The sequence below is a fragment of the Aquimarina sp. 2-A2 genome, from assembly GCF_045505135.1.
Classification (GTDB): domain Bacteria; phylum Bacteroidota; class Bacteroidia; order Flavobacteriales; family Flavobacteriaceae; genus Aquimarina; species Aquimarina intermedia.
Map to the genome: position 1 here is coordinate 809,704 of NZ_JBJKFI010000001.1, position 12,790 is coordinate 822,493.

General features: G+C 37.5%; 17 protein-coding genes. All 17 read right to left on the bottom strand.

Going from position 1 to position 12,790, the window contains the following annotated elements; all coding sequences use genetic code 11:
* Nucleotides 1–46: 46 nt before the first annotated feature.
* Nucleotides 47–1,267, bottom strand: a complete 1,221-nt coding sequence (locus ACJRPK_RS03590; protein WP_407138471.1) for an MFS transporter — start codon at nucleotides 1,265–1,267, stop codon at nucleotides 47–49.
* A gap of 6 nt (nucleotides 1,268–1,273) precedes the next feature.
* Nucleotides 1,274–2,602: a rhodanese-like domain-containing protein gene (locus ACJRPK_RS03595; RefSeq protein ID WP_407138472.1), complete on the bottom strand. Its 1,329-nt coding sequence runs from the start codon at nucleotides 2,600–2,602 to the stop codon at nucleotides 1,274–1,276.
* 72 nt (nucleotides 2,603–2,674) lie between these two features.
* Entirely contained in the window at nucleotides 2,675–3,292 is a 618-nt protein-coding gene (locus ACJRPK_RS03600; RefSeq protein ID WP_407138473.1) for a class I SAM-dependent methyltransferase, read from the bottom strand.
* A gap of 11 nt (nucleotides 3,293–3,303) precedes the next feature.
* Nucleotides 3,304–3,678, bottom strand: a complete 375-nt coding sequence (locus ACJRPK_RS03605) for a rhodanese-like domain-containing protein (RefSeq protein WP_407138474.1) — start codon at nucleotides 3,676–3,678, stop codon at nucleotides 3,304–3,306.
* A gap of 71 nt (nucleotides 3,679–3,749) precedes the next feature.
* A complete protein-coding gene (locus ACJRPK_RS03610; protein ID WP_407138475.1) occupies nucleotides 3,750–4,628 on the bottom strand; it encodes a sterol desaturase family protein in 879 nt (292 codons plus the stop codon).
* Between the two features lie 2 nt (nucleotides 4,629–4,630).
* The gene (locus ACJRPK_RS03615) at nucleotides 4,631–5,434 is read right to left on the bottom strand and encodes a sulfite exporter TauE/SafE family protein (RefSeq protein WP_407138476.1); all 804 of its coding nucleotides are present in this window, start codon (nucleotides 5,432–5,434) and stop codon (nucleotides 4,631–4,633) included.
* Nucleotides 5,435–5,494: 60 nt separating this feature from the next.
* Nucleotides 5,495–6,121 carry a Crp/Fnr family transcriptional regulator gene (locus ACJRPK_RS03620; RefSeq protein ID WP_407138477.1) on the bottom strand — a complete coding sequence of 209 codons (627 nt, stop codon included), beginning with the start codon at nucleotides 6,119–6,121 and terminating at the stop codon, nucleotides 5,495–5,497.
* A gap of 685 nt (nucleotides 6,122–6,806) precedes the next feature.
* On the bottom strand, nucleotides 6,807–7,628 hold the full coding sequence (locus ACJRPK_RS03625; RefSeq protein WP_407138478.1) for a ZIP family metal transporter: 822 nt from the start codon (nucleotides 7,626–7,628) through the stop codon (nucleotides 6,807–6,809).
* Nucleotides 7,629–8,285, bottom strand: coding sequence for a metal-dependent transcriptional regulator (locus tag ACJRPK_RS03630; RefSeq protein ID WP_407138479.1), 657 nt, complete (start codon nucleotides 8,283–8,285; stop codon nucleotides 7,629–7,631). It lies immediately after the preceding gene.
* 103 nt (nucleotides 8,286–8,388) lie between these two features.
* Nucleotides 8,389–8,547, bottom strand: a complete 159-nt coding sequence (locus ACJRPK_RS03635) for a hypothetical protein (RefSeq protein ID WP_407138480.1) — start codon at nucleotides 8,545–8,547, stop codon at nucleotides 8,389–8,391.
* Between the two features lie 24 nt (nucleotides 8,548–8,571).
* Complete coding sequence (locus tag ACJRPK_RS03640; RefSeq protein ID WP_173402308.1) at nucleotides 8,572–8,748, bottom strand: hypothetical protein; 177 nt, start codon at nucleotides 8,746–8,748, stop codon at nucleotides 8,572–8,574.
* 30 nt (nucleotides 8,749–8,778) lie between these two features.
* Nucleotides 8,779–8,922, bottom strand: a complete 144-nt coding sequence (locus ACJRPK_RS03645; protein WP_407138481.1) for a hypothetical protein — start codon at nucleotides 8,920–8,922, stop codon at nucleotides 8,779–8,781.
* A 118-nt stretch (nucleotides 8,923–9,040) separates the two neighbouring features.
* Nucleotides 9,041–9,673, bottom strand: a complete 633-nt coding sequence (locus ACJRPK_RS03650; RefSeq protein ID WP_041495897.1) for a cation diffusion facilitator family transporter — start codon at nucleotides 9,671–9,673, stop codon at nucleotides 9,041–9,043.
* An 85-nt stretch (nucleotides 9,674–9,758) separates the two neighbouring features.
* Entirely contained in the window at nucleotides 9,759–10,559 is an 801-nt protein-coding gene (locus tag ACJRPK_RS03655; protein ID WP_407138482.1) for a cation transporter, read from the bottom strand.
* 43 nt (nucleotides 10,560–10,602) lie between these two features.
* The gene (locus ACJRPK_RS03660; protein WP_041495899.1) at nucleotides 10,603–10,812 is read right to left on the bottom strand and encodes a hypothetical protein; all 210 of its coding nucleotides are present in this window, start codon (nucleotides 10,810–10,812) and stop codon (nucleotides 10,603–10,605) included.
* Between the two features lie 18 nt (nucleotides 10,813–10,830).
* Nucleotides 10,831–12,234, bottom strand: a complete 1,404-nt coding sequence (gene lpdA / locus ACJRPK_RS03665; RefSeq protein WP_407138483.1) for a dihydrolipoyl dehydrogenase — start codon at nucleotides 12,232–12,234, stop codon at nucleotides 10,831–10,833.
* Between the two features lie 87 nt (nucleotides 12,235–12,321).
* The gene (locus tag ACJRPK_RS03670; RefSeq protein WP_407138484.1) at nucleotides 12,322–12,756 is read right to left on the bottom strand and encodes a Fur family transcriptional regulator; all 435 of its coding nucleotides are present in this window, start codon (nucleotides 12,754–12,756) and stop codon (nucleotides 12,322–12,324) included.
* Nucleotides 12,757–12,790: the final 34 nt, after the last annotated feature.

Genomic DNA, 12,790 nt, shown 5'->3' on the forward strand with positions numbered 1-12,790 from the left:
CATTTTAAAAATTCCATAGTTTGTAGCAAGGGTCGCCAGAAGAACTTTAAATATTCTTTATTAACTTAAGTTGTGGCATCCTATATTTGATTACCATTGCCGATAGTATGGTTATGCCTCCTATAGTCAATATTGCCATCGACACTCCAAATAAATCTGCGATAATGCCGGAAACTACTGCTCCAATAGCATACCCCAAATCTCGCCACAATCTAAAAGTCCCTATGCTTTCTGCACGTTGCGATGGGTTCGTAGCAGCTGCAATTGTAGACAAGAAAGTAGGGTATACCAGTGCAGTACCAATCCCCAACGTAAAAGTTAAGACAACTAGAATTATGTAGCTCTCTGTAATGAAGGGTAAAATTAAAATCGCAATACCTTGCAATAGCATTCCCCAGAATAACATTGCTTTTTTAGAATATACATCTGACATCCTGCCCGTAAATAATTGTCCCAATCCCCAAACCGTAGGGTAGATAGCAGTTATAATCCCTATATTTTGAGAATCGTAGTTGGACTGAAGCAAAATCATTGGCAATAGCCCCCATATCATTCCATCATTAAGGTTGTTTACCAGCCCTGCTTGACTCACAGAACTAAGGGTTTTATCTTTTAAGGTGGTTTCCCAAAAAACATTTTTAAGTGCGGTAGAATCATCAGTTTTACTTTCTAGGTTCACAAACTTACCGGTATCATTTATAAAGAAGAGGCTCAATAAAAGTCCTATAATTGATATAACAATTCCTATGTAAAACGGATATGGGGTTATACCATATTGGTCCGCGACATAACCTGATAAGAATGCTACTATACCGATTGCAAAGTAACCTGCAAATTCATTGAGCCCCATAGCCAGTCCGCGATTTTTCTCCCCTACCAAATCAATTTTCATTACCACGGTACTGCTCCAGGTCAGACCTTGATTGATTCCTAGAAGAAGATTGGCAACTATCACCCAGTTCCAATTGCTTACATTCATTAAAATAAAAGGAACAGGAATGGCGAATAACCATCCAAAAACCAATAAATTTTTTCTACCTATTAGATTTGCCAGGCGCCCGGTAAAGTAATTGGTCAGAGCCTTTGTAATTCCGAATGCTGTTATAAATGAAAGTACTGCTGTTTTTGATTCAATCCCAAAAACCTTCTGTGCATATTCAGGGAATATGCTGCGTTCCAATCCAACCATACCGCCAACAAAGGCGCTTACCAAAATTAAAAGAGAAAACTGTTTCCAGTTCTCCCTTAACCCTAAACGAATATCCATAGAAAATTATTTAAATTTTTCGATATCATCGCTTAAGTCATATACTTTAGTTCCAGAAATTTTATTTTTAATTATGCTACTTCCTGCAGCACTTCTGTAACCGCCTGCACAGTGCACTACAATAGGTTTATCTGTAGGGATATCATTAGCAGTTTCTCTCAGCTCATTAAGAGGATGTGAAATGGCGCTGTCGAAAAACTTTTCTTCTTCTACCTCACTTGTGTTGCGTATATCAACTATGGTGTACTTTTCAGGATTGTTCTTAAAGTCAGACAAGTCCAGTTTTTCGGTTTTTACCAGATTTTCTTGAGAAAGGGTGATAACTTGTTTCAGCTGTTTTTCGTAGCCTATTTTTGCCACACGGTGTGATAAATTATCCTTGTTTTCGACCTTGTCTATAACCAAGGTAAATTTTTCCCTAGGCTCAATAATAGAACCCAACCAGGTTTCGAACTTCGCGTTTTCTGATACAGCCTGTATGTTAATGCTTCCCTTCAAATGTCCATTTTTAAATGTGGCTTCGTCTCGCGTATCGACTATAAGTCCTTCCGCAACTGTATTTTCAGTGAATGGAATGTTTTCAATGGAAGGTTGCAAATCAGCTGCACCAGTTTTATTGACATCCACATTATAACCAAAATAGGAAGGAATAAAGGGTTGACCATCAAGTAAGGTGTCTATAAATTCTTCTTTGGACTGCTCTTTAAACGCCCAATTGCCCATACGCTCATTGCCTAGGGTACTGCTAGAATCATTACCTATACTCTTTCCGCAAAGGGTACCTGCACCGTGTGCTGGGTAAACCAAAGCATCATCAGGTAAATTCTTGAATTTATGGGTAATGGTCTCGTACATCATCTCTGCGAGTTCTTTACGTTTGGCTTTAATATTACCGGCCTTTTCGCGTAGGTCTGGACGACCTACATCACCTATAAACAATGTGTCGCCGGTGAACAAGACCGTGTCATCGTCTTTGGTTGCCACAACGGTTATACTGTCTGGGGAATGTCCAGGTGTGTTTATGGCTTTAAGGGTAATTTTTCCTAATGTAATCTCGTCGCCTTCATCAAAAGATTGATGGGGATAGTCTGCACCCAATTTTTCACTATTGTAAATTGTTGCACCAGTCTTTTTTTGTATTTCAAGATGTGAGCTTACAAAGTCTGCGTGTGGATGAGTTTCGATTACTGCTACAATTTCTGCGTTGTTTGCTTTCGCGAAAGCGTAATACTGTTCGGGATTTCTTTCGGGGTCTATTACCGCCATTTTTCCATTGCTTAAGATAGCATAGGAATAATGAGCAAGTGGCTTATATTCAAATTGTTTAATATTCATAACTATTTAATTTTTTGTAAAATTAAAAAATATCATTACCAATTTTGGTAACCTTTGATACACAACCTGTTTTTACTTCAGTTTTCTGAATCTACAGAATTGAAAATTCTGTACTTTGTTAAAGGGTGTTATATGGTCGGTGGTAAAGCAATCTTCTTTTTTAAAATGGTTTTTGAATGTTTTAGACAATTCTTGTTCGTCATACTGAGAAATTTCTAAACCACTACATTTTGTGGGACCATTTTTTGAAAATGTCCCTATTATCAAACTATCACTTACAAAATTTTGAACGATAGTTTGATAGCGTTCAATCTCTTCTTTCAAGGTTAGAAAGTGAAACGCTGCTCTGTCGTACCATAAATCGTATACAGTATCAGGTTTAAAAGTAGAAATATCACTTACAATCCAAGTTACTTTACTTGCTTTGTTGCCCAAGCGTTTTCTGGCTTTATCGAGTGATTTTGCAGAAATATCAAGTACCGTTATATTCTTGTAACCTTCATCAAGCAAATAATCTACAAGCTTGCTATCGCCTCCACCTATATCAATTATTTTTGCAGTTTTAGGCAATCCAGCATCCTGAATTAGCTTTAATGACGTTTCTAGTTTTTCCTGTGTCCAACTTACCTGGTCTGGGGTTTTGTTTTCGTAAACCGAATCCCAATGTTGTTTTAAACCTGTCTTTGACATTTTATTAATTTTTATCCTTTAAATGGCCAGCCCATATAGCCGCCTTCCAAATCATAGATTTTATTGAAGCCCATTGCTTTGAGTTTGCCTGCTGCTTGTTGACTTCTGCTGCCAGAGCGGCAGTATAAATAAACAGGTTGCTCTTTATCTAACTTCTCAAATTCCTCTGTAAAATTTTCCTGCTGGAAAAAATCGATATTTAAAGCTGATTCGATTGCACCAGCCTTAAACTCATCTGCTGTACGAACATCTACGAGTTGTACATCTTTAGACTTGATTGCATCCTTAAAATCGGAAGGATTTAGAATTTTTATTGTTTCATTTTGCTGTGCATTTGCACCAAAGAGTGAGGTTAAGAGGGTCATAATAATAAGAATATTTTTCATTAGATAATAAACTTTAAGACAAAGATATACTAGTGAAAGAGTGAAATTTGTAACCTATGTTACCAAAAGAGCTATTTAGTATTGTTTTTAAAAGGAAAAACCAATTGACCTTTAAAATCTTTAGGAAAAGTCTCATCTCCCTTAAAGCCGATTTCCAAATCTCTACCACTTTTGGGTATATAGGCAGTATTAAATAAATAATCCCAGACACTCAAAGTAAGTCCGAAATTCATACCATAGGGATGGCTCTCTGGAAGCTCTTTGGAATGGTGCCAAATATGCATTCTTGGATTGTTGAATATGTAGCCCAGCTTTCCGTAGCTCCAGTCAAGATTTGCGTGGTTGAGATGCCCTACAAAAACGGCAAACATATGTACCACAAAAAACTGCTCGATACCAAAGCCTATCATTGCCAGTGGTATGTACTGAATGGACTTATACACGATGGTTTCTAAAAAGTGAAACCGAAATTGTGCGGCAAAGCCCATTTCCTTCACGCTATGATGAATTTTATGGAATTTCCACATCCACGGTACTCGGTGCAGCATCCTATGCACGTTCCATTGTACAAAATCTGCAATGATGAACATTAGCAGAAGCTGCGACCATACAGGAAGTGTTTGCACCTCTATGGCCACTATATTTGTAATGCCGAAAAGACCCAAAAAATCATTAAATAATTCTACACCAACATTAGAGAGTGCATTGTAACCAATCAAGGAAAACAGGAAGAAATTAAAAAGAATATAAAAGGCATCCAGAAAAAATCCCTTTCTCAAAACAGATTGCTTTTTACGCCAAGGGATGATAATTTCCAATAGAAATATAAGTAAAGACAACCCTATGAGCCAATAAAAATAATTGGTCCACGAGGGATTGGTTATTTCTTGAATTAGGTAGCTGTAATACCCTAAAAAAGATTTTTTTATTATTTCAATGTATTTTTCCATAGTTATTGCTTGGCAATTTCCTTATAGATAATATACATACCCATTACCAACACGAACCAGCCAAATCCTTTCTTTAATTTTTTTCCGTCGATAAATTTATTGAGCCATATCCCGATGAAAATACCCACTATGGAAATTCCCGTGAAAATAAGTAGGAATTGCCAGTCTATGTGATGCGCTTGCACATCGCCTATAAAACCTATCAACGACTTTATGGCAATGATTAGAAGGGACGTGGCCACAGCTTTTTTCATAGGAAGTTTGGCCAATAGCACCAAGGCAGGGATAATCAAGAAACCACCACCTGCACCAACAATACCTGTTATGGCTCCTACTACGAGCCCTTCAACAATAATAAGCAGGTAATTATAAGTAACTTTCGTTTCCTCATCCGTTTCCTTACGTTTATTTCGTATCATCGAAACGGAAGCCAATAGCATTATTATAGCAAAAAACAGCATAATAGCCAGATTCTTAGTGACCATAAAATTGCCTATTTGAAAAAGCTCTTCGGGTATGGCAGGAATTAAAAACGCTCTGGTAAGATATACTGCGATAAAAGCAGGTATGGCGAAGATGATGGCAGTTTTAAAATCTACCATTCCCTTCATGATATTTTTAAATGCTCCAATAAGTGACGTGGCACCCACGACAAACAATGAGTAGGCTGTAGCGATTACGGGATTGAGAGAAAGTGCGTATACCATAATGGGAACAGTAAGGATTGAGCCACCGCCGCCAATTAAACCTAAAACGAGCCCTATAAGCAAGGCTCCTATATATCCTAAAATTTCTACGATTTCCATTTGTCAAACCAGTTATGGGACAAATGTACCTGTCAGTATATTAAATGTTTGTAACGGATGTTACAGCACTTCGATAAAACTGCGGTGTAATTTTATTTTAAGGTCCTTTTCCATTTTTTTAAGCAGTCTGGAAATAACCACACGGCTGGTATGAAGGTCTGCTGCAATTTCTTTGTGTGTTGTATATATGTGTTTGCTGTTTAGTAATTCAGTTTTATTATTTAAATAATTTTCCAAACGTTCGTCCATATTATTGAAGGCAATGTTATCTATGCTTTCGAGCATTTCCATCATACGTGCGTGATAACTTGCAAATACAAAGTTTCGCCACGTTTTGTATTTTCTTGACCATTCTTCCATTTTACCTATGGGTATCATAAGTAGCTTTGCAGATGTTTCTGAAACAGCGTGAATTTTGCTTTTTGTTGTCCCTATACAACACGTCATTGTCATCGCACAAGTATCACCTTTTTCAAGATGATATAGTAATAGCTCTTCTCCGTCGGCATCGGGACGCATAATTTTTATGCTTCCAGAAAGTAATAACGGCATCGATTTTATATACTGTCCTGGTCTTATTAAATCTTGTCCTTCCGGAACTTCCATAAAGGTTGCTACCTGATTTATTTCCTCTATAAGTGCTGGTTCAAATTGATTTCCATAGTATAACTGTAGTGCTTTGTTCATTTTCTATTATTTTAATTGTCTAAGTTAAAAAATCTCTTTTTCATATTTCTATACTAATTAATTGCTCTAATAAACATATCAGTTGGGTTTTTAACATTTATTTCAATAATTACTTTGTTTTTAATCAGAGGAATAAAAAATGCTATTATCACCACAATTGTGATTCTACACAATTGACCTTAGATTTAATAACACTAAAGAAATACTCTTTATTTCTAAAAATTTACGAAATGAATCACTTAAATGATTAAATCTAAATTACTCCACTTAGCCGTTTCTTTATTGATGGGCATTGTGATCGAATCATAGGAAATTTACAGACGGGCCTGTGAAAAGTATATCGCAATAATAACTTATGCGTTTTTTTACGGCACGTTACCTTATCTCCTTCTATGCTATTAGAGCTCGCCATACAAGCGTCAGCACAGGTTGCTGAGCTTGTTACTTAATAGTGTTTTTTATGTGCAAACCGATTAAGTCCAAACTCTCTTCTATAAAAATCGCAACAAGCAATGCTATTACTTTGAAAGACGATAAAGAACATTCAAAATACGTATTGTTCTTATGTTTTATTATTTTTCTAACTTTAATAGGTTTAATTAATTATCAAACCCATCTCAAAATTATAATTCGGGATTAAAAATCAATAGATTATACAATCATCTCTCTCAATACTTTTACTGTTTCACGCTAGACCAACATCCAATGCCATCATTATAATGAAACCGCCTATAAAACCCATTGTAGCAATATCAGTATAGTTATCCCGTTGTGTTTCTGGAATTACCTCTTCAACTACCACAAAAATCATTGCACCCGCAGCAAAAGAGAGAGCATAAGGCAAAATGGGCTGAAACGTTGAAACTGCCCAGGCCCCTATAACAGCAGCAAATGGTTCTACAATGGCAGAAGCTTGCCCAAACATAAAGCTTTTTCGTCGGCTTAATCCCTGTCTTCTTAATGGCATAGCAACAGCAAAGCCTTCAGGAAAATTTTGCAGGCCTATACCTATTGCTAAAGCTACTGCACCCCCAATACTTGCACCTTCAAACCCAGCATAGACCCCACCAAACAGTACACCAATTGCTAGGCCCTCAGGTATATTATGCATCGTTATTGCTAATGTTAAAAGCGTAGTTCTGCGCCAAGATGTTTGTAAACCTTCTTTTTCACTTTCTTTAAAATTGATGTGCAAATGAGGAAGAATTTTATCTAATCCAAAAATAAAAAGTGAACCTAAAAAGAATCCAATTGCTGAAGGCCATACCTTAACGAACCCTTCTCCGGGACTCATTTCAATTCCTGGTGCCAACAAGCTCCAAAAACTTGCGGCTACCATTACACCTCCAGTAAATCCTAACATTCCATCCAAAATTGCACGATTCATACCTTTAAATAAAAAAACCAGCGAAGCACCAGCCGCGGTTAATCCCCACGTAAATAAAGTTGCATAGAGTGCTGCTACAATGGGGTTGATAGATTCAAAATAATCTATTATATATTCCATTTAATGTTTGATATTAATGTATAGGTTATACGCAATTTGATGTGATATATGAAAACTTTTGCCCGAAATGGAAATGTCCATTGATTTGTCGAATTCTTCTTTGTTCAATACTTTAATTGTACTACCCAAGGCAATTTTATATTTGTCCAAAAACCTGAAAAAAGCTGTTGAAGAATCTCCTAAACCAACACAAACCCCAACATTACCAATAGGTAATTCGCTTAAACGTATTTTTTCTTGTTTTTCATACGAACCATCCTTTTTGGGTATGGTGTCGCCGTGGGGGTCAACTTTTGGAAAACCTAGAAATTCATCAAGTTTATTAATTAATTTTTCGCTATTTATATGTTCTAATTGTTCTGCAATTTCGTGAACCTCGTCCCAATTAAATTTGAGCTTTTCAACCATAAATGTTTCCCACAATCTATGTTTTCTCACAATCTGAAGTGCTCTTTTTTTTCCTTTCGTTGTTAAAAAAGTTCCTTTATATTTTTTGTGATTCACCAAACCTTTCTTTGATAACTTCTTAATCATATCAGTTACAGAGGACGGCCTTGTGTTCATCCGCTTTGCAATTTCATTTGTCGATGCGATTTTAATTCCCTCTTCGCTTAAATGAAAAATAGCTTTTATATGGTTCTCTTCCGAGTTGGTCATTTTAATAGTTATTTTAAGCCATTTATTTTAAATCAATTAACAATTAAACTATGTATAATGCGAAACTTAACCCATTGATATTTAGATATAGATTATGTTTTATTTAATGATGATGGTTGATAAGAACAAGAAAGTAAAAAAGAATGGCAGCGGCAAATACAGCGATTAAAGCAAAAATTCCTATAATTTTCTCTTTTTTACTAATATTGCTTTTAGATTTCTTTTTTTTCTTCTTTCTTCTTTCTCTTCTATTAATGGACATAAGTATTTTAATTTTTTTTGTTATTTATCCTCCTAAATCATAAAACCACTCTTCAGCTCGCACGATTGCTTCCGTTATAGCCTTTTCTTTAGAAAAATGATCCTGTTCAATTAATTTATTCGCAATTTCTATAGCTTTTTCTCTTACAGTTGGATTGAGTTTATCCAAATCTGTTTTAAAGTCTTCAAACATCCAGTCCATCTGATTATTGAATTGTTTTAGTTAAAATGATTAATTTTTTCTAATTCCCATCTCTGCTTTTACAATGCCGCGTTCAGGGGCTTCCTCCTTGGAACATTGGTTTGTTGTATAGTATTCTTCAGCATACTTTACGGCCAATTTGTGGATGTTTCCATCCAGCATATTGAGCCTCATCGAGCAATCTTTAAAAAGTTCCTTTTTCATCTATCAAAAAAGTTTCAACACGAAAAAAACCATTACCAGCAAACTGGTGCGATACACTTAGAGTTCTTCTTTCCATTTTGGTCTTTTTTTACTCGGCGTTATAGTTTATATCTTTAGCTTTATTGTATGCTTCCCAACCTTCTTTTGCCGCATAGGGCACAATTAATAACGCTGCAACAGGGTCTGCCCACCACCAGCCCAGCCAATTGACCAATAGCAATCCAGCAAGTACCACTACGGTTTGATATAGGCAAATAAAAGTGTCTTTGGCATCGGCCAGCAATGCTGGACTGTCAAGTTTATTCCCATATTTCCTTTTGTAATAGATTAAAATAGGATTAACTACCAATGAAACAAGCAAAATAATTAAACCCAAAGTACTCCAATTTGATGTTTCTTGATTGATGAGCTTTGTGATTGAATCGTAGGAAATGAAAAGGCATACCAACGTAAAGGATGCCGCAATAACATACAATGTGATTTTCTTTCGGCGCTTTACCTTTTCCTCATCCATACCTTTGAGTTCACCGTGAAGGCGCCAGCCTAATGTTGCTGCGCTAATTACTTCTATGGTGCTGTCCAATGCCCAGCCAATAAGTGCCGAACTGTTTGCTGTGATTCCCGCAATTAGCGAAATGACCACTTCAGTAACGTCATAAATGACGTTCCATACTTGAAGTGTCCTTGCTTCTTTAAGATTCTTTTTTCTCGATTTTTCCATTAATAATTTTAGTGTTTAGCTTGGGTTTTTAATTCCGACCTGTTGAATGTTCATCAGTTTATGCATTGCAAATGTTTTATTTAAATTATTTGGACAATTTTAAAATTCTAATAGCCCCGCGCATCACAAACGCGAACACAACACCGCCTATGACCAAATCGGGCCATTTACTGTCTAAAAAATAAACCAGCACCCCTGCCAGTATTACCCCGCCGTTCACAATAATGTCGTTTGAGGTAAAGATGGCACTTGCCTGCATATGCGCTTCCTTGCTTTTGGCCTTGTTTATCAACCATAGGGAAACGAGGTTGCCGATAAGGGCGAAAATGGAAACGATGATCATCCATTGGAACAAAGGGGTTTCGCTACTACTCAAAAACCTTCTCACGACTTCCGAAAATCCCAGCAGGGCCAACGCCATCTGAAAATAGCCACTGAATTTCGCCACTTTCTTTTTTCTGGAAATAGCGCCGCCTACGGCAAAAAGGCTCAATGCATATACAATGGAATCAGCCAACATATCTAACGAATCGGCAATAAGACCCATTGAGGAAGAAATCCAACCCGTAGTCATTTCGATAACAAAAAAACCAAAATTGATGTACAAGACCCACCAGAGTATCTTCTTTTGTTTTGTCTCGTCTTCGGTAATAGGTGTTTCCGCCTTTTCTGTTCCCAAGAGTTTTTCTCCCAACTTTAATGCCCCCAATGCCACATTTATTTCTTGGGCATTCCCTTGATGGTACACATCCAACTTTCTATTTGGAATGTCAAAGTCCAGATATTTTATTTGAGGGTTTGACTCCAGTTTCATCCGTATCATCTGTTCTTCCGAAGGGCAATCCATTTGACTTACCTTAAAAGTGCTTTTGTTTATAGTGTACATTTAAATAATCTGTATTAAATTCTAAGTTTGGTGTTTTAAATCTTTACTTATTATGGGATTCCATATATTTTTCCAAAATCGATTTTAAGCTCTCCAAATAATCAGCGAACGATTTAATGGTCGGTTTTGCTTCATCATCTACGGGAATAGTTATGGGATTCTCATCTAAATAGCGATAGAGTTCGGGATATTCGTGTTCAATCCTTACCGTCAATTCGTTGATTTCTTGGGTTAGCTTTTGAATTTTCCTCATCTTCGTTTTTTTATAATTTTATATATGCAACGCCCTGTCTTCGGTAGCGGCCAGGCAGGCTTCCTTAAAGGTTTCTGAAAATGTGGGGTGTCCGTGGGACATCCGTGCAATATCTTCTGCCGCTGCCCTAAATTCCATCGCCACCACAGCTTCCGTATAACTATCGGCTATGCGCGGACCTATCATATGAACGCCCAAAATTTCATCGGTTTCCTTGTCTGCAATCACTTTTATAAAGCCATCGGTGTCCATACTTATCTTGGCCCGTGCATTGGCCTTAAAGGGAAACGAGCCCGTTTTTATAGCCCTTCCTGCTTCTTTAAGTTCCTCTTCGGTAAGTCCCACGCCGGCTACTTCGGGCTGTGTATAGACAATGTTTGGTATGAGGGAATAATTGATGTGCGGCTTTTGTCCCGCAATGCGTTCGGCCACAAAAACACCTTCTTCACTGGCCTTATGGGCGAGCATCGCCCCACGGACTACATCTCCAATGGCATAGACCCCTTTCACATTGGTTTCCAGGTTATCATCAACTTTTATTTGTTCTTTTTCGTTGGTTTCCACTCCCAGGTTTTCAAGGCCAAGACCTGATGTAAAAGGTTTTCTCCCAATAGCCATCAGGCAATAGTCTCCTTCCAATTGCATTTCCTTGTCGTCTTTCCTGTTCTGTGCCGTAAGGGTTACTTTATCATCTGCTGCCACAGCTTTTGTGACCTTGTGTTCCAGATAGAACTCGATATCTTGTTTTCTTAGGGACCTGTACAATTGATGCCCTACGGATTTGTCCATTGTATAGATAAGCCCATCAAAATACTCTACTATGGATACTTTTGAACCCAACCTGGCGAAGACCGAACCTATTTCGACGCCAATGACACCACCTCCAACGACCATCAAGTGATTGGGGATTTCTTTAAGGGCAAGGGCTTCCGTAGAGGAAATAATCCTTTTTTTATCTATTTCTATGTTTGGCAAGGATGCAGGTTTTGAACCGGTGGCGATGACCATCTTATCGGTTTCTATGGTTTGTGTTTTGTCCTCGCCCTTAATTTCAATGGTGTTTTTGTCCTTGATGCTTCCGTGGCCTTCATAAACGGTAACCTTGTTCTTTTTCATCAGGTAGGCTACCCCGTTGATGATTTCCCCCACGACGTCTTGAACCCTTTGGTTCATTTTTGCAATATCTACATTCGCCTCCTTGACATCAATGCCGAAATCCTCGAATTGGTGTTTGAGCTTGTGGTAATGTTCCGATGCTTCCAGCCAGGCTTTTGAAGGGATGCAACCCACGTTAAGGCAAGTGCCGCCAAGGGTACTGTACCTTTCGATTATGGCCACTTTAAAGCCCAGTTGTGCAGCACGTATGGCACACACGTAGCCACCCGGACCGGAACCAATAATTGTTATATCATATTTTTCCATAATTGTATTTTTTTGGTTAAATAAGGTGGAAGAACCTTGAACTTGACTCTTGGGCGCAAGGGTTCAATGTTCTGGAACTCCCACCTGTTATTTTTTCTTACATTTCACACATATCCCTTTTAATACCAGGTTGACATTGTTTATTTTATAATCATCTGGCAAACTTTCTTCCGGTATTTTATTTGGCAAACAGATTGTTTTCTTACATTCGGTACAATGAAAGTGCAGATGTAAATCTGAACCATACTTACCTTTAACGTTTTCATTAGAAATCGCAAATTTTGCCACTCCGGTTCCATCATTTATCTGATGAATAAGTCCTTTATTCTCAAAAATCTTTAGGTTGCGATAAAAGGTCGTTCTGTTTGCCGTCTTATTGGTTTCGCTCTTTTCAGCAAAGACCTTTTTTAAATCGGAAAAGGACACGGCACTTTGCTTCCTTCTCAGATACCTGTATATCTTGGACCTCATTTGAGTAGGGCGAATACCGTGACTTGACAATATTTTTTCCGTTTTGGTCATTTTAAGCTTGATTCAAAAGCAATTTCCTTTATTG